Genomic DNA, 18440 nt, shown 5'->3' on the forward strand with positions numbered 1-18440 from the left:
GCATTAAGTTCCTAAAATGGCGCCGCCGCTCACAGCTAATACTTGAGCTGTCATATATTGCTGCTCTTCAGAGGCCAGCATGACGCAGGCACTGGTAATATCCTCCATGCGAGCTGCTTTTTTTAGTAACGTCATATCAATCACCTTTTGACCGGCTGGGCTATCTATCTCGTCGGCAGTTTGGTCAGTACGTACTATGCCTGGAGCAACGGCATTGACTAAAATATTGTGTTCTGCACCGTATCTTGCAATCACTTTTGTTAAGCTGTTTAGTCCTGCTTTAGACACTGCATAGTGAACAGTTTTAGGCCCATGATATTGTCCCGCCACCGATGAAATATTAATAATGCGGCCGCCTTGTTGCGCTTGCATATACGGAAAAACTTCTTGGCAGCAAATAAAGGGACCTTTCAGATTAACCCCCATTATTTCATCCCAAGCTTCATCGGTGACTTCATCAAACCAGCCGCGTTTGTTGATCCCCGCATTATTAACCAAGATATCTATTTTGCCAAAGGCCGAAACAGCTTGCTCAAACAGCTGCTTTATTTCTGAACGCACTGATACGTCGGCTTTGACCGCTATAGCATTTTTCCCATGGAGGTTAAGCTTATCGGTTAACGCCTGAGCTTGCTCAGTGCTATGAACATAGTTAATTACGACTTTGGCCCCTTGAGCGCAATATTCTTGTGCAATCGCAGCCCCAATACCTCTGGAAGACCCCGTAATAACGGCAACTTTCCCCGCTAAACGCATCACTTGTTTACTCCTAAGTAATCTGGCCATTGCAGTGCTAATCGCTCAATGATCTGCACGGGCATCATATCGCATTCAGTGCTGCACTCATCTTTGTTTCCTGGGAGCACAAACTTATCATTGACGCCACTTCTAAGTACTTGGATTGACATGTTTGCGTCAGCCAGTGTTTCAAGGATCAGAGAGCCAAAGCCGCCATTAAGCACGCTTTCTTCTAGTGTGATTAGATGCTTAGTGTGTTCAATTAGCTCAATAAATCGTGCTGCTGGGAATGGCTTTATCGACTGAACACAGATGATACCGCAGTCTTTTCCCTGTACTTTGAGTAATGCTTTAAGCTCATATGCTGCCGCTAAACGATTACCCAAACACACCAAGTAGCCATCACTTCCCTTTGCCGCCACAGATAAGCCACAAGGCTCAACAACACCAGCGTCAGGTTCTGGGCTTGGGATAGGCTCATACGGATACAAAATCACCATCGGCCCTTGCGGGTTAGCAAGGCGTTTCTCAATTAATGCCGTTAAGTCGTCAGAACTGACGGGATACATCACTTGCATGTTAGGGAATGAGCGTAAGTAAGGGATATCATAAATACCGTGATGAGTGGCACCGTCATAGCCTGAAAAACCAGCTCTGACACCAAATATCGTTACAGGTAAGTCCATGTAACAAGCATCATGAATAAGCTGATCATATGCGCGCTGCATAAACGTAGTTTGCATGCATACTACGGGTTTTTTACCGCCTAATGCTAAACCGCAAGCCATGCCAACCGCTTGTTGCTCGGCCATGCCCACATCAAGAGCACGATCTGGATACAGTGCTAGACATTCATCCATTGATGATGCATAAGGCGTTGCAGGTGTCATGGCAAACACATCCTCATCGGTCGCCATCTTTTGCTTTAATGCTTCTGCCGCAACCACAGCATAAGTGCGGCCAACAACAGTTGCGGCGGCTCCTTTACCAGTTTGAGCATCAAAAGGCATAGAAAAGTGCATCTTGTATGGATGATCTTTAGCGCAAGCTAAGCCTTTACCTTTCTCTGTTTTAACATGCACAATAACAGGGCGAGCTAACTGTTTAGCTGTTGCCAACTGCTTAAGTAAGCAGGCGATATCGTGACCATCTTCTACGAGTAAATAACCAAACCCCATGCCTTCAAAAAATGCGCGGCTATTTTGCTGCCAGTTTTCACCTGAAGTCAGGTTACGCATACCGCCAACAGATTTAGCAATCGCCATCTCGTTATCATTAATCACAATAATAAGTTTGTTGTCTTTATCTTCGGCGCAATAGTTCAGCCCTTCAAATGCCATACCTTCAACCAGTGAACCATCACCAATCATTGATACCACATAGTTAGCGGGCGATGTGAGCTTAAGTGCTTTAGCGTAACCCGATGCGATAGATAAAGAAGTACCTGCATGTGAGGCGTCAATAGCATCGTGCTCACTTTCATTACGGGCCACAAAACGATTCATGCCGCGGTATTGATTCAAAGTAGCAAAGTTATCAACTCGGCCGGTTAAAATCTTATGGGTATAGCCTTGATGGCCAGTGTCGAAAATAATCTTATCTGTAGGTGAATTAAACACTGCATGAATCGCTATGGTAAGTTCAACCACTGATAAGTTAGCGCCAATATGGCCACCTGTCGCCGAAATATTACAGATCAAAAATTGTCTAATATCTTCGGCTAGTTGCGTTAATTGTGCGCTAGATTGTTGCTTGAGCGCATCAAGGGTCGGCACAATTAATTGATGGGTATTCATAATCAATCCTTGTTATTAGGCTTTACGCAGATAAGCACAGTATTGGTGCCGTAAGGGTCTGTTTCATCATAAATAATGCCAGCTTTAATACCGATCACTTTAACGACAATAAAGTATTGATTCACTAATGCCAGTAACTCGTTTAGTGAGTATTCGATTAAATGACATGAGTTAACAGGGATATGACCAATGCTGTTTTGAGGAGTGCTTAGCACTAATACACCGCCGGGTTTCAGTACGCGCTTAATTTCACTTAAGCACTCATGTTCAGGCACATGCTCTAAGGTTTCAAAGCTGGTGACCGCATCGTAAGACTCATCGCTAAATGACAACTTAGTAATGTCTTCGACAAAATATTCGGTATTAGCCGCACTGTTGTTCTGCTTTGCAAATTCAACACTGAGTTCGTCTAAATCGGCTCCGTGCACCTCTTTCAGGTGACTAGACATTATATTCACGCCGTAGCCATCGGCGCAGGCAATGTCGATAATCTTCATATCAGGCTTAAGGTGTTGCAGTGCGAGCTCGTAATGGAATCCAAGCCTGTCACCTGAAACGATTCGATGCTCGTTTACCTCTTGGCGCGGAATAGCATAAATTTGTGTTGCCAAGCGGCGACACTCGGCTAGGTATTCATCACTATAGCAAGGTAAGTCAGCTAAAAACTCGACGCTAAAACGCTGGGCATTCATTGAGAAATAGTACTTAGGGTGCACACGATACTTTGCATCTTCAGCTTGTGTTAGTTCAGCGTCTATCGCTTTAAGCGCGCCCACACGGAAGATTTCTGAAGTGAAATGCACCGGAAAATCATCCGGTAGTTTTATGCAGTCTAGCTGCTTACTGATGGCTATATCGAGCATACTCAAGCTCGCTTGTGGGTCGAAGCAAAAATGAATACCATCAACGCGGACCACGAAGTCGGTGTCACTTAGGTCATGGCTCGCTTCGATCATTCGGTTAAGCGGACTGGCATTATGACCGTAATAAAGAGACAAACGTTGGTCATCAATAAGTTTAACTATATCATCCAGCTCGCCGCCACGATCAAATTCAGGCGCAACTAACACTACATCAAAACCAGCAAAGTGGCACAAAACGCGTCGAATAGTACGAACAACGGCTATTTCGTCTTCAACCATGCCCATGCAGATATCGACACCACCCGCCCATGAACGCGAACTGGCTTGTACTAGTACTTTTGTTTTTATCATTTTCTATTCCTATTAGAGCGGGTTTACTTTGCTTTATTTGCTGCGCTTACGAGCATATAGGCAGATCTCTCGACCAATCCCTACTTCAGCCATCGATTGATACCACGCCCTTTTTAAATCGTTTTGGCCAGATTCAATTAGGCTCATTTCAAACTTCATTCTTTTCTTATGGCAAGCTCTGCCTAACTCGTCATTACCGACGTAGTTATCCCCCATCAATAAAAACATATCGATAGGAAAGCTAGATTCCTTTAAAAAGACGTCGAATCCAGAATTATTGAGCAATTGTGTCAATGAACTTACATCAAAGTAATTAAGATGATGTGGCGGCGCTAACCACCATGGCTCAAGGCCATCAAGCTCTCTTACTGTCTTTTGAAAAGGGTTATAATCATTGGGTACCGAAATACACAAAAGCCCTTCATCCTTTATCAGCTCGCTTATACAACCTAATAGCTCAATAGGATTGGGGATATGCTCCAATACATTACAAGCATGAACCACATCGAAGGGCTCAAAATTAGCAACGCTGGTTGGGCTTAAAAAGTCGGTGACGACATCAACGCCAAGTTCTTTAGCATGCTCACTTGCTTGCTTTGATGGCTCAATGCCTTGTGTTGTCCAACCACGCTGCAACCCATGGTGAAGGAAAAAACCAGGGCCTGCGCCGACATCAAATACTCTTCTACTTTTCTGAGGCAAATTGGCTTCAAAAGTGTCGAATCGGTCGGAGAAAACTCGTTCCCACCATGCTGCATCTTCATTACTTTGGCTCAAAAATAGTGGTTTATCTTTAGTATAATACTCTTCGCGATAAACTTGCTCTAACTCTTCTGGAGTCGGCATAGGCATCACATGTTTAAAACCACACTCTTTGCAATCGATAACATCATAACCATGACGAGAATCGATGACTTTACCACTGTGCAAATGGAATCCGCTGTTTATGTCAGCCATATTAACTTCTCCTATACATAACTCGCAAATGTAAAGCAAAATATATGCCGTTATATTTTTGACGTTAAGGATACTCTTAAAATAAATAGTTTTACTTCAGTTAATTATAATAATATGAGTAAAAGCATCGGACTGAACAAATAAATGGATGAACACATGTGATTATGGCATGTTGATAACCTTTTGCGAAAGACCAATTGATTAATTAAACTTTCTATACAATTGAGTTGCTGCTACGTGCGTAAACCTAATTTTGTTCATTATTATGCACATATCTGAGATACGATAACTCTCAATAAACTCCATCTTAATATATTAAATAGACTATTGATTGAGTATCCCTTGATTTATACTTAAACTTAAATATTTAAAGCAGATTGACAGATGCTTTCATAACAACACAAAGTTAATTCTCGCTAAGAGTGCTTATGCCTATTTATACCCAAAGCCATAATATTTATGCTATTTTTCATTTAAATCTCGCTTTTTCCTCTATAGATAGTAGCGATCATAGAAGAGTCATAGAGGATTGCTATTGGCCTATACTGCAAACCATCGTAAACGAAGGTATACCTATAGGTATTGAGTTAACTGGTTATACTTTAGAATGTATTCAAGCTATAGACCCTAATTGGGTTAGCAAGCTTAAGTTTTTACTGAAAGATGATCGCTGCGATCTTATTGCTAGTGGCTATAGTCAGATCATTGGCCCACTAATTCCAGCTACAGTTAATCAAGAGAATCTCAGACTAGGACAACAATCTTACCAAAATCTCCTAGGTGCGACCCCTCGGATTGCCTATCTGAATGAACAAACTGTTTCAGCGAGCATTTTAGATATTTATATCGATGCAGGATTTGAAGCAGTTGTAATTGAGTGGGATAACCCATACTCGAACAGTCCTGACTGGCAACTAAAGATGCTTAATAGACCGCAATCTTTATTGAGTGCGAGTGGCAGACAAATTAAGGTGATTTGGAACCATGCTACTGCCTTCCAGAGGTTTCAGCGTTATGTTCACAGTGAGCTTACTATAGGTGACTATAGCGACTATTTAGAACAGGCTATACAACCTGATACCCTTGCATTTCCAGTGTATGGTAGCGACGCTGAAGTCTTTGATTTTCGTCCTGGGCGTTACCATACAGAAGAGGTTCAAATAAGAGGCGAGTGGGAACGCATAACGCAGTTGTTTAAAGCACTAGAGACAAACAAGAAATATAATTGGATAAAAATATCCAAACTTTTATCTTTGTGGCGTCAAGATTCCCCTCTAAAGCTAACCAATGCTGAACACCCTGTAGCAGTAAAAAAGCAGGCAAAGTATAATATATGTCGCTGGGGGCTAAGTGGTCGCAATGACTTATTACTCAACACCCTATGCTATCAAAGATTCAAGGAACTAAATGACCAGAAAAGTGGCGATGAAGAATGGCGCAACCTGTGCCGTCTTTGGGCTAGCGATTTAAGGACGCATTTAACACAAATCCGATATGAAGCACTACATATAAAATCACATAGGAGTAATGAGCCAATCTTTACACCATGGGAGCATAAAGCCGAGATTAGGATTCAATATGACAATGAGCGCCGAAGGCTACAGATAAATACCCAAGAGATAGCATTGACTCTCAACTGTAACCGGGGTTTGGCGATTGACTCACTGGCTTTTTCTAGCCATGATTTTGTTCCAATAACTGGCACTTTACCTCAGGGATACTTTGATCATATTAATCATGGCGTCGACTTTTATACTAACCACCTATTAATTGAGCGATTTCTAAACCGCGATAGAGTTACCGATCTCAACAGAGTAAATTATGAACTTGCACAGCAAGATGGTGGACTAATCATCTACTGTCGTCAGTCGCTTAAAAGTGGATTGTTACTAAAATGGTATCGTCTCAATGGTGAAATTTTGCACACTGGATTCCATTTTGAAGATACGCTTAGACCAGAGGCCTCAATAAGGCTAGGTTTCTTAACGCTGCTAGATTGTGAAGCAAGAGCTTGGTATCAGACACATTTGGGCGGTATAGACGCGGAATCTTTTCAAATTAGTCAAGATATGGACCAAGGAGCACCAATTTCCTCTATCGTATCTAGTACTAGTGCACTTGGGGCTACAGACGGTTCAATCAGTTTTGGTAATAAAAATAGGGGCGTACAAGTTAGCTGGGATCCAGCCCTCTGTGCTGCCTTACCTATGATATCTTCTAAACAAATAGGCTCTCAGTATTTAAATCGTCTCTGGTTCTCACTCGCCGAAGCCGATGAGACCTTAAAATCTGGCGGTAGCCTGCTTGATTTTGAATTTTGTATTACCCCAAGGGAGTCTCTAGTATGACTAAGACGCTTGCTATTGTGGGTGCACGGCTTAATTCAAGCCGTCTCGCGAAGAAGCACCTGCTTTCACTTGCCGACGAACCCATGATTGGGCATATTTGGCGTCGTCTAAAATTGTGTAGCCAAGTAGACAGCACGGAGCTTGCCACCACAGCCGACAGTTTTAACCAACCGCTGATCGATTGGGCTAACATTCATCAGATAAACTGTCATCCCTTCTATGGTGATGTTAACGACCTTATGGCTAGACTAGATAAGATCATTCAAAGAGAAGCACCGGCCTATATTCTCTATATATGCGGTGATTGCCCCTTGATTGATCCGGGCTTTATCGACCACGGCCTCAGCACCTTAAAGGCTTCAGGTAAGGATAGCATCACATTGCGGGAGGGGGTTAAGACACTGCATGAAGGAATATCTTTTTATAGCCGCCATGGATGGGAAAAATTGATGACGGCAAGCCAGTGTATAATGTCGCGCGAACACGTAGGATACGCTGACACACTGACACCAGTGTTAAATAAAGAGAGCATCAATGACAGTAGCGATTTTTCTAAAATTGACCACAGAATATCGGTAGATACCCAAGCCGACTATCTCTTTATGGCTGAGGTATATCAACGTTGGTATGATTGCCATCCTACCAATTCCATTGTGAGTTTAGCCTGGGTACAACAACAGCTTATTACTGATTCTCTACTGGCCAATATCAACACTCATGTCGCTCAAAAAGCCGCCGATAAGCAATATGCTAAAGCTAGCCTATATTGCCACCTAGGCGAAAATATTGGCTTAGGACATTTTAGACGTATAAAATTAATCGCCGATGCACTGCAGGAATATCTTAGCATCGGTTGCACTATTCATGTTCTACACGATGGTAAGTCATTGGCAAATGGCGATTCTAAGATAAAATGGTATCAAACTGAAGCTCAACTGCTAAAAGTCATTACATCAGATAGTAATCCACTATTACTCCTCGACTTTCATCCAAAGTTTATATCTCTTGTCGAACTCACTCAGGCCTTATTACCCCCTAAACAAAGAGGAGCAAAGCTTATTGGCATAGATAAATTAGCTTCATTGCTTCCTACGCTAGATTGGTTATTCATTCCAAGTTTTAATACAACCTTAAGAGGTGAAAAAATATCTACAGGCTGGAAAAACTACTTATTTAAGACCATGCCTAAACGAGATAAACAACATCAAATTTTGGTACTAACTGGTGGCAGTGACGCTTTACACTATGGCGATGAATTCCCCTCCATGCTGGAAAATTTGCAGTTAAATTGGCCTATAATCTGGATTCAAGGCCCCTTGGCTAAGCCTCCAATAATCCGACAGGGTGCAAACATAAAGGTTTTAAAAGATCCACAAAACCTTTACGGACTCATCGCTGAATCAGAAATAGTTTTATCTTGTTATGGTCTATCCCTATTTGAATCGATCTTTTCTAACGCTGCCACTTTATTATTACCGCCACAGCATCTTTGTGATGATGAAGAATTACAAAATCTTTCGGAAGAGAAATGTTGCCTAATAAGTAAGTCTCTAGCCGATGCCTGCACTCAATTGGTTGATCTAGTTGCTAGCGAAACAGCAAGAAACACTTTGAAAAAAAAGGCTAAAAAGGTATTTGCGGATCATAAAGGGATAACACAGCTTATTGACGACATCACACAACTGATGAAAGATAGTCAAATTTAATCTTTATAGCTAAATTTATATCCAATAAAAAGTCAATATAACGATCTAATTGGCCTGCGCCTAACGATACCGAGTTAAGCTAGGCAAGGTAAGAATATAGCTCGTCGATAACCTGTTGTTGGCCATTATCACTTAAGGAAGGATAAAGAGGGAGGGTTAAAATATGTTGATAAAATGACTCAGCATTAACAAAGTCACCCTTTTTAAAGCCAAGGTCAAGATAATAAGGCTGCAAATGCACCGGAAAATAATGCACATGCACTTGAATCCCCTTAGCGCGCATGCAATCGAATATCCTACGCCGCTGATCACTCTGGTGTAAACGTATCATGTAAAGATGGCGAGCGCTGACAGACTTAGTTAATGGATCTACAGGAGTTAACGATAGACCATTTAACTGCTTATCATAGATGACAGCTAAACGATTACGCTCTGCAACAAATTGGTCGAGCCTATTTAACTGTGATAATCCCAGCGCCGCATGCAGATCTGTCATGCGATAGTTAAATCCCAATTCGTGTTGTTCATAATACCAATCACCTTCATCCGTCCTGAGCATGACAGCAGGATCTTTAACTATTCCATGGCTACGAAATTGAGCCATACGTTTAGCTAAGTCGAATTGTTGTGTAGTAACAACACCTCCTTCTGCACTAGTGATTATTTTTACCGGATGAAAACTAAATACACAAATATCGGAATGCTGACATGCGCCTATCTTTTGGTCTTGATAGCTTCCTCCTATAGCATGAGAAGCATCCTCTATAACACTCACAGCATATTGTTTAGCTAAATCACCAATTGCTTGCATATCGCAGCTATGGCCAGCTAAATGAACAGGAATAATTACTTTAGGTAAATGCTTAGCATTACGTAATTTATCGGCAAGGGCAATAGGACACATATTACCAGTTTCTGAGTTGACATCGACAAAGTCAATTTCAGCACCGCAATACAAAGCACAATTTGCCGATGCAACAAAGGTAATAGGTGATGTCCATACTAAATCTCTAGGACCAACACCCAAAGCAAGGCAAGCAATATGTAGGGCAGAAGTTGCACTATTAACAACTACAGAGAATGCGGCTCCCGTATAATCACAAATGGCCTTTTCAAACTCTGGAACTTTAGGGCCTTGAGTTAAAAAGTCGGATTGTAACACTTCAACAACGGCTGCAATATCATCAGCGACAATATCATGCTTTCCATATGGGATCATAAACATGATTCCTCATCTAGTTTTAATATTTCTTCAACTGTTAAAAAATGAGAATTGCTACCGGAGTTATATTCGAAGCCCGAATTAACTAAAGTGCCAGTTTCATTTAAAGCATTAACAGTAAAATCGCTTTCACGACCAAAAAACTTTATTGATGGTGTGATAACAAAATGATCATCGAATTCTATCGTATGATGAGAATCATCACCTGGACACATAACTTCATGCATTTTTTCTCCAGGACGAATACCCACGATTTCGTGTGGTAAGCCTTTACCATAAGCATCCGCTAGTTCAGTAATGTGTATTGAAGGGATTTTAGGTACGAAAATTTCTCCACCTTGCATTCTAGAGAAATTTTTAAGGACAAAATCTACACCATCTTGGAGTGTAATCCAAAAGCGTGTCATATCAGGATGGGTAATGGGAAGAGATGAAGCACCATTAGCAATCAACTGTTTAAAATAAGGTACGACGGAACCACGAGAACCCACCACATTCCCATATCTGACGGCAGCAAAGCGTGTTTTTCCTGAGCCAACGATGTTATTTGCTGCAACAAATAACTTATCAGAAGCCAACTTTGTCGCGCCATAAAGATTAATAGGACTCGCAGCTTTATCTGTCGATAAGGCGATCACCTTTTTTACTTTGTTGGCAATAGCGGCCTTGATAACATTCTCTGCACCATAAATGTTCGTCTTGATACATTCCATTGGATTATACTCTGCAGCAGGCACTTGTTTTAAAGCCGCAGCATGAATAACATAATCGACATCTTGAAATGCTTGCATTAAGCGGTCTGCATCACGAACATCTCCAATGAAATAACGCATGCAGGGAGCATTAAATATCTGCTGCATTTCGTATTGTTTTAACTCATCACGAGAGAGAATAATCAACCGCTTGGGTTTATAACGCGCTAAAATTGTCTTAGTATATTTTTGACCGAATGAGCCTGTACCACCAGTAATTAAAATTGTTTTGTTATCAAACATAGGGCCTCCCCAGTGGCTCAATTTAGCTTTGCATCTATATAATGTAACCTAGCAACTTGTAATATTGATCATTTAAGGCAAAAATTGAGCCAATAAGGCGTAAAATCAATGCTTGAACGTAGTTTACTCAACAATAAAGCTCTATTAGTATATGTGGTTACTAGTAAAGTTTATATTATTATATAGACTAATTTCGGCTTTATTGCATCAAACCGGCTTTTTCTAGCTATCCCATCAGGGCGACCGCATGAGTGTGCGTTTTTTGAGCACTATGAATAATTTCAATACTGAATCACTTCCAATCATTCATGAAGTGATAACGTACTGAACAAATATAGTTCTAAAAAAATACTTAATCTGTATGAAAAATGTTCACGATCTCGCCCTGCAACATCATGTAGCTAAATGTAAATATAAACTGTCAAAAAATAACATGGTGCATTTATTGCATTCTACCTGAGTAAATCTTTACTTTGTAATGTAAGATAAAAGCTTGTATTGACTTACTTGCCGACGAATAGGAATGTATAACTAATGAATAATATATTGAATAACTTCGCAATAAGTCGATTTAATGAATACTATTTACCTAGCGTAAATCGCTATACTTTTGAAAATATTGACTCAAAAACAATTTATAATCATAAGTTTAAAAAGGATTTTTCGTTTAAAGATAAGCTTAATATTGTTATTGGAATGGATTCTGGTCTGCTAGCTAGTTATGCATTAGAGCAGGAAATTGCTTTAGGGTCTAAATTTATTTTTATTGAATTAGATGAAGTGCTGTCATTACTAATAATAGATGTCCCGTTAGCTAAGAAAAAAAACTTTAAAATTGTAAATGAAACTGATTTTTTAGATCTGTTAGAACAAGAGGAAATAAGAATATATATCGCTAAAGGAGCGTATGAAATCTACGCTTCTCTAGGTGTCACATCCCAACACCTAGAAGCCTATAGCTCACTATTTAGCCGAATAGAGGACAAGGTGCAAGATGAACACTTTAACCATAGAAGTTCATTGAATCAAAAAGTATTCTTTCAGACTCAGCTAGAGAATGTTCCAGATAATCATACACCTGCAAAGTATTTAAGAAATCAATTTAAAGGAAAGACTTGCTTGGTCGTTGCTGGTGGTCCTTCATTAGATGAGCAAATTGATTGGATAGTAAAGAATAATGACAATCTTTTCATTATCGCAGTGTCGCGTATTGCAGGTAAGTTAGCTAAAAAGTCTATTTCAGTTGATATTATCACTTGTGTTGATCCACAAGAGTTTAGTTTTGATGTTAGCCGAGAAATTTTTGCATTGAGTGAAAATACACTTCTAGTAAACTCTTACCATATTAGTCCAAAAGTACTTTCACAATGGCAAGGACAAAGTGTATATCTAGGTCAACGATATCCATGGAGTAGCAAGAATGATCACGATAACATTATTACTATCGGACCGACAGTTACTAATAGCTCGGTTCGCTTAGCTATTGAAATGGGATTCAACAGAATACTATTAAGTGGTGTTGATTATTGTTACTCCAGAACTGGATACTCCCACGCTAACGGAACGGTTGAAGCCAATCTTGGTCCAAGTTTAGGACATAGTAACAAATGGGTTGAAACCTATGCTGGCTACCAAGCTGAAGCTCCAATACAGCTTGTCCATGCAATGGCATCACTTGCATCTGAGGTGAAAGAATATCCAAATGTTGATTTTATAAATTTGTCAAACAGTGCTGCAAAAATAGAAGGAGTATCTCATTTTTCTACTGAAAAAATTATTCTTGATGAATTTGGTAGTAAAATAATCTCTAGTTTAGATATGTGTAACACTGAAAATAAAAAGCTAGATTTAGAACAATCATTAAATGAATGTCAAAAAGCTAAAGATGATCTCACTAAACTATTAAAGCTAACAAAAAATGCGTTAACTTTATCTAAGAAACTAAATTTAAACTCATTGAGTTCTGATGTAATACTTAACGAAGTCAATAAGATCGAAAAAAGTATAAATTCAAAGTATCCAGAGCTAACAAGATTAATTAAAATGTATGGATATTTTGAGTTTTCAAAATTTTTAACAACAAGAGAAACAGAAAGCTGGACTCAGTCACATATTAATGAAATGACAATAAGTTACTATGATGCATTTAATCAAACTTGCTACAACATTCTTAAATTAGTGATAAAGTCCTATGAAAAAATAGTATTTAGAATACTAGAAGTTAATGCTAACTCATTAATACCGCTTGCACCTACGTGGTTAGAAAATAGTCAGCCAGGTAGAGTTTTCTTATGGTGTAAAAACCATAAAGCTCCATTATCGGACTCGCATGAGAATGAAATCTTTGAACAGTTGAATGAAAAATTTAAAGAAGATATTACTCAAGTACGAAAAGCTTATATTGATGTGCTAAATAAAGCTTCTAAAATGGAAAACGTCTATAAAAAAATTATGGTACTAAACTCTAATAAAAATAGTTATGGATTATCACTTACAGTCCAAAATTTACTTCCTTTAATTGAATCTGACAATGAAGCTAAAAGACTATATCACCTCGCATTATCATTCCAACTCAGTCTTGAACAAGAGCCACAGCAGGCATTAGATGCTTTACTTGCTCTGCCTGAAGATCTAAGTACAGAAATTGAGTTGAAACATATTATTTTACTAGCTCTTAAACTAGGGGACCTTTCTCTAGCTTCATCTACTCTGGTCAAAATGTTGGTTCATAGTGATGAGTATATACCTCAGTATGCTAATATTTTAAAACTCCAAGGTAAGATTCAAGAATCAGTTAATGTCTATCTCGATTACCTAGAAAAGTATCCATTAGATACTAAGACGTGGATTAAGCTTGGCTTATTCATGTTTGAAATCAATCAAGTAGAAGCTTCGTATACTGCATTTTCTAATGCAATTAATGCTGAACCTAATAATAAGGTGGCACATGATCACTTGTCTGAACTTACAAGATTAATGAATATCCCACAATAGCTGGCTCAAGATCACTGAACTCGAAGATTTATGTTCGGTGATTTCACTATTACCCTTTAGACCGTATAATTAGCCTCGTTTCAGTATTGCTCATCTACATATCCTAGGAGATTTTTTTGGCGCACACCTATATATCTTTAGAAACATACCGCCGTAAGTGGATTTTTAACCATAAAGATTTGCCTGTATCAGATGATGATAAGGCCTTTATTAAACCGCTGACCGATAAAAGTGCCATGGAAGTGTGGGATAAGTGGATAAGCAATAAGAGCAGTCGTGCAGAGCTGTTTGAAAAAGGTGATTGGCCAATAAAGCAAGATGCTTGGGCGGCAACGGAGCATTGGCAGTCGGCATGGGATTCTAATGATAATGCAATGCCTGAAGCAATTATTGCGCATATTCAATGGCCTGATGATGCGGTGGTGTACTTTTGCTATGAAAAATACCAAATAGTTGAAACTCGCTGGGATGTGTTTGTGCGTAATTGGAAGTGCTTTTTATTTTTTGATGATGGTCCAATTTTAATCTCGCCAAAGCACAAGCAAGCATTGATGTTTCTACAGAATGGCCAATATAAATTAGGCGTTCGCGGTTAAATTACCCGACTTGAGTTGCGGTTGTTGGTTAAACGGCTGATGGTGTAGTCGTTGATATTGCAGTTTTTTAGAGAGTTTATATGAAATTATTAGCTTCAATTGGATTGAGCTTATCGTTAATGATGCCGTTGTTGGCGCAAGCTAGCATGATTGCAGATGTTGAAGTAGCAGAGCAAATTACAGTAGCAGAGCAGCCATTGATATTGAATGGCGCTGGTGTACGCAGTAAGTTTTTTATGGATTTATATGTGGGTAGTTTATATCTGCCGACAAAAGTGCACACTCTAGAAGATGTGCTTACTCAGCCGATAGCGGTGATCCAGCTAACGATTACTTCTGGGATGATCACTTCAAACAAAATGCGTGATGCCATTACTGAAGGTTTTGAAGCTGCTACCGACAATGACACGCACTCAATTGCCAAAGATATTGAACATTTTACCCAATTGTTTGCAGATGAAATTGTCGACGGTGATCAATTTACTTTTGTCACCCAAAAAGGCAAGGGCGTGAGCAGTATCAAAAATGGTAATGCTCAGGGAGATATTGCTGGAGAGGCATTTCGTCAGGCTTTACTTAAGATTTGGTTAGGTGAAACTCCGGTACAACAAAGTTTACGCCAAGCTATGCTAGCTCAATAAATCACCTGCTAGGTTCTAGGGCAGACTACTAGGTTCTAGGGCGGACTACGTCCTGCTAGGGTCGCTTTGCTTCTAGGGACAGCTTCGCTGCTAAGATTTATAGCCTCTAGCCGCGAAGCGTCCTAGCAGCGTAGCGCTCTAGGCTGTCGCTAAGATTTTATAGTCTCTAGCCGCGAAGCGATCTAGCAGCGCAGCGCTCTAGGCTGTTGCTAAGTTTTATTAGGCTGAAAAGTCATTACCCAGTGTTGAAATGGTAGAGGTTTTACCTTTGTCATTGTAGGTCAAGCTTGAGGCATTGCGGCTGGCTTGTAATGCCTGGGCAAATCGATTGAGGCTGGCGATATTGAGCTCAATCAAGCTGGCATTCTGACTGTTGATGTCTTTGCACTCGGCGAGAATAGTTTTAGCTCGTGAGACTTGTTGTGCCAGTTCAGTATCGGTGGTGAGCAGATTGTGTTGTGGGTGGCTTGCCAGTTTTTCGTCAGTGGCTTTCATATTGAATAAGCACTGGGTTTTATCTTTGGAAAGCGCCAGCAGTTTGTCGGCATCTTGTTTGGATAATGCCGCTTTCTCTTCAACAATAAGCGATTTCAGCTGCGTTAATGTCTGATTTTGACTATCAAGCAGTTGGTGTAGCTCTTTGCGTTGATCTTCGCTTGCTTGCTTGTGTAATGGCTGGTTTAACTCTGTCATAAATTACTCTTAGGTTTTTTTAACTAACACTTATCTATGGTGCAAGTTTGCACCTATTATCTGTGTGTCGTTAAAACAAGTTAAAGAGTAACGTTTAACGGTTACTCTCTGTCAAACGATAAACCGCCTAGCTCTGCTTCAAAGCTGGCAATATTCGCTGCAAGCTTTTCTGGATCGACTTTATATCGTCCCTCAGAGATTGCTTGCTTAATTTCAGCGACCTTTTTTTGGTCTACTTCTGGTAACGATGCCATTTTTGTTTGCGCGCTCTGAAGCTGGTGAGCTTGAGAGGTAATGCTAACGGAATCTGTTTTAACCGGTGCAGCTGATTTTGGGGCTGCAGTAGTTGTAGATTGCGTAGCAGACTGCGTGTCACGTGCAGTGCGCATTTGTGTATTGGTAGCAGTGTTATGCTTAATATCAATTGCCATGGGAGGCTCCAGCGTAATGAATCAGGTTTTCCAATTAGGCTATCGGCACCCCAGGAAAAAACTTTAACGCTATTTTACATTCTTACTTCAACTTCGCCAACGCCAATTACAACCGCATCGAATTGTTTGCTAGTGTTACTGTTTTTTACTCTGATAACCTCATCGATATTGCCATCACGCAATGCTTCCCCAAGGGTTTTTATTTCTACATTAGTGGTTTTAGCATAAATAGAAACAGTGTCACCTTTGCAAACAAAGCACAGGTTATTACTTAATACTGGAGAGTCTTTCGCTACCCGACGTTTCACCCGCGAGCCGATTAATGTCGTGGTGTCGGAAAAAAACTGACCTTTTAAGCTATATTGGTCAACATACATGACTTGTAAATGATGTTCGCCAATAATTTGGTCAGGGGACAATAGTTGGTTGGCCACCACAACAGGGTATTGGATTTCGACTCGAACAGAGAGATACATTTGCCATGGATAGTCATAGTCAGGGCTATTACAACTGAGTTTTACCATGTTATTTCGACTAATAGCCCGTTCACTGGCAAGTTCGACATTAATCGGTGGGTAACAGGCTGGTGGACTGATTCTGCCCTCAAGGTTTTGTGGGGTTATTTGCACTTTAGCTTTTGAGTCAGCATCAATTTTTTTGGCTACCGCCTCTTTAGCTAACGCATAAATGGTCGATAGTGAAGGTGTGATAATTTCTTCGCTAGCAATTGCAGGCAAAGAAAATGTTATTGAACACAAAAAACATAAAAAAAATACTTTCATAATGAAGATACTAGCTTGTTTTGCCAGAATGCACCTATACTTTGAAAAACGAAAAATATGCGAGTAATCTCTGCATACACAATAAGCTAAAATAAATGGGCTAGGGGACATAAGAATAACATTATCCCTTCGTCAAAAAAGTGTCAGTTCACAGTGCGAGCTAATTTATACAAAATTAAAGCAAGTTGCATGCCCACTTTTTGATTCATTAAATTGAGATGTATTTGTTACATTGGTGATGGTTTACACTCAAATTGAGTGACCATCAGTAAAATATGTACTAACCGTATTATGCTAAACCAAGGTTTACTATAATTTCAAAGAACAATTTTTATCCTTTTGGGTGACAGTTAACTACAAGGCCTTGTTATGTCGAGCATTTTAGATTCAGTAAATAAACGTACCCAACTTGTCGGGCAAAACAGACTCGAGCTGCTATTGTTTAGGCTTAGCGGCCGTCAACGGTTTGGCATTAACGTGTTTAAAGTGAAAGAGGTTTTGCAATGCCCACCACTGACTACATTGCCTAAATTAAACCGTTTTGTTAAAGGTGTTGCTCATATTCGTGGCTCAACCATTTCCGTTATCGATTTAAGTGCCGCAACGGGTGGACGCCCACTGACATCAACAGAAAATTGCTTTATTATCATTTCTGAATATAACCGTAGTATTCAAGGCTTTTTAGTCAGTTCAGTTGAACGTATTATCAACATGAATTGGGAAGCGATTATGCCTCCACCGCAAGGTTCTGGCCGCTCTTCTTATTTAACTGCGGTGACAGAGATTGAAGGTGAGTTGGTAGAGATTCTAGATGTTGAAAAAATTCTTGATGAAATTTCACCGGTTAAGACTTCTATCAGTAAAGAGCTTAATGAAGCATTAACTATTGATAGAGAACAGCATTATCATATTATGGTTATTGATGATTCTGCTGTAGCACGTAAACAAATTATTCGTTCGTTAGAGTCATTAAATCTGCAAATCGATACCGCTAAAGATGGTAGAGAGGCGCTGGAAAAACTGAAAAGTATTGCCGCAGAAATGGATGATGTTTCAGTTGAAATTCCGTTAATCATTTCTGATATTGAAATGCCTGAAATGGATGGTTATACCTTAACGGCTGAAATTCGTAATGATCCAAAATTAAAGAATATCAAAGTAGTATTGCACACATCATTAAGTGGTGTATTTAACCAAGCGATGGTACAAAAAGTAGGGGCTAACGACTTTATTGCTAAGTTTAACCCCGATGAGTTAGCCGCAGCGGTTAACAAACATTTAAGTTTATAAACCTTTTATTATTGCAAAAGATTGCAAAATATTGGAG

Annotated in this window: 15 protein-coding genes; 6 read left to right on the plus strand and 9 right to left on the minus strand. The window is 39.8% G+C overall.

Annotation, left to right across the window (positions count from 1 at the left end):
* Positions 1-3: 3 nt before the first annotated feature.
* From GUY17_RS06320 to GUY17_RS06335, 4 genes are read right to left on the minus strand one after another with little or no spacing between them, the layout of a single operon-like run.
* Complete coding sequence (locus GUY17_RS06320; protein ID WP_254439913.1) at positions 4-756, minus strand: SDR family NAD(P)-dependent oxidoreductase; 753 nt, start codon at positions 754-756, stop codon at positions 4-6.
* Positions 756-2534, minus strand: a complete 1779-nt coding sequence (locus tag GUY17_RS06325; protein ID WP_162022632.1) for a 1-deoxy-D-xylulose-5-phosphate synthase — start codon at positions 2532-2534, stop codon at positions 756-758. Before GUY17_RS06325 ends, GUY17_RS06320 begins: the two co-directional genes overlap by 1 nt.
* A 2-nt stretch (positions 2535-2536) precedes the next feature.
* Positions 2537-3748 carry a methyltransferase domain-containing protein gene (locus tag GUY17_RS06330; protein WP_162022633.1) on the minus strand — a complete coding sequence of 404 codons (1212 nt, stop codon included), beginning with the start codon at positions 3746-3748 and terminating at the stop codon, positions 2537-2539.
* Between the two features lie 33 nt (positions 3749-3781).
* Positions 3782-4705: a bifunctional 2-polyprenyl-6-hydroxyphenol methylase/3-demethylubiquinol 3-O-methyltransferase UbiG gene (locus GUY17_RS06335; protein ID WP_162022634.1), complete on the minus strand. Its 924-nt coding sequence runs from the start codon at positions 4703-4705 to the stop codon at positions 3782-3784.
* 428 nt (positions 4706-5133) lie between these two features.
* On the opposite strand from GUY17_RS06335, the gene GUY17_RS06340 reads away from it, so the two are divergent.
* Both GUY17_RS06340 and GUY17_RS06345 read left to right on the plus strand, forming a co-directional pair.
* Positions 5134-7053: a glycoside hydrolase gene (locus GUY17_RS06340; protein WP_162022635.1), complete on the plus strand. Its 1920-nt coding sequence runs from the start codon at positions 5134-5136 to the stop codon at positions 7051-7053.
* Positions 7050-8759, plus strand: coding sequence for an acylneuraminate cytidylyltransferase (locus GUY17_RS06345; RefSeq protein ID WP_162022636.1), 1710 nt, complete (start codon positions 7050-7052; stop codon positions 8757-8759). The genes GUY17_RS06340 and GUY17_RS06345 overlap by 4 nt, the downstream gene beginning before the upstream one ends.
* Before the next feature lie 79 nt (positions 8760-8838).
* Here the strand turns inward: GUY17_RS06345 and pseC are convergent, their stop codons facing one another.
* Both pseC and pseB read right to left on the minus strand, forming a co-directional pair.
* Positions 8839-9978 (minus strand): UDP-4-amino-4,6-dideoxy-N-acetyl-beta-L-altrosamine transaminase, encoded by a 1140-nt coding sequence (gene pseC, locus GUY17_RS06350; protein WP_162022637.1) that lies wholly within the window; start codon positions 9976-9978, stop codon positions 8839-8841.
* Complete coding sequence (gene pseB / locus GUY17_RS06355) at positions 9975-10976, minus strand: UDP-N-acetylglucosamine 4,6-dehydratase (inverting) (RefSeq protein WP_162022638.1); 1002 nt, start codon at positions 10974-10976, stop codon at positions 9975-9977. Before pseB ends, pseC begins: the two co-directional genes overlap by 4 nt.
* Before the next feature lie 534 nt (positions 10977-11510).
* On the opposite strand from pseB, the gene GUY17_RS06360 reads away from it, so the two are divergent.
* The 3 genes from GUY17_RS06360 to GUY17_RS06370 all read left to right on the plus strand — a co-directional run bounded on the left by GUY17_RS06360 (position 11511) and on the right by GUY17_RS06370 (position 15207).
* Positions 11511-13970: a 6-hydroxymethylpterin diphosphokinase MptE-like protein gene (locus tag GUY17_RS06360; protein WP_162022639.1), complete on the plus strand. Its 2460-nt coding sequence runs from the start codon at positions 11511-11513 to the stop codon at positions 13968-13970.
* A 116-nt stretch (positions 13971-14086) separates the two neighbouring features.
* Entirely contained in the window at positions 14087-14566 is a 480-nt protein-coding gene (locus GUY17_RS06365) for a DUF2947 domain-containing protein (protein WP_162022640.1), read from the plus strand.
* A gap of 80 nt (positions 14567-14646) precedes the next feature.
* Positions 14647-15207 carry a chalcone isomerase family protein gene (locus GUY17_RS06370; RefSeq protein ID WP_162022641.1) on the plus strand — a complete coding sequence of 187 codons (561 nt, stop codon included), beginning with the start codon at positions 14647-14649 and terminating at the stop codon, positions 15205-15207.
* Between the two features lie 219 nt (positions 15208-15426).
* Here the strand turns inward: GUY17_RS06370 and GUY17_RS06375 are convergent, their stop codons facing one another.
* The 3 genes from GUY17_RS06375 to flgA form a co-directional block, all read right to left on the minus strand.
* The gene (locus GUY17_RS06375) at positions 15427-15900 is read right to left on the minus strand and encodes a flagella synthesis protein FlgN (protein WP_162022642.1); all 474 of its coding nucleotides are present in this window, start codon (positions 15898-15900) and stop codon (positions 15427-15429) included.
* A gap of 101 nt (positions 15901-16001) precedes the next feature.
* Positions 16002-16331, minus strand: coding sequence for a flagellar biosynthesis anti-sigma factor FlgM (gene flgM, locus GUY17_RS06380; protein ID WP_162022643.1), 330 nt, complete (start codon positions 16329-16331; stop codon positions 16002-16004).
* A gap of 74 nt (positions 16332-16405) precedes the next feature.
* Complete coding sequence (flgA, locus tag GUY17_RS06385) at positions 16406-17113, minus strand: flagellar basal body P-ring formation chaperone FlgA (RefSeq protein ID WP_101085442.1); 708 nt, start codon at positions 17111-17113, stop codon at positions 16406-16408.
* 369 nt (positions 17114-17482) lie between these two features.
* Here flgA and GUY17_RS06390 point away from each other — a divergent pair, with 369 nt between their 5' ends.
* On the plus strand, positions 17483-18403 hold the full coding sequence (locus GUY17_RS06390; RefSeq protein WP_162022644.1) for a chemotaxis protein CheV: 921 nt from the start codon (positions 17483-17485) through the stop codon (positions 18401-18403).
* The last annotated feature ends 37 nt before the right edge of the window (positions 18404-18440 follow it).

The organism is Shewanella sp. Arc9-LZ (genome assembly GCF_010092445.1).
Classification (GTDB): domain Bacteria; phylum Pseudomonadota; class Gammaproteobacteria; order Enterobacterales; family Shewanellaceae; genus Shewanella.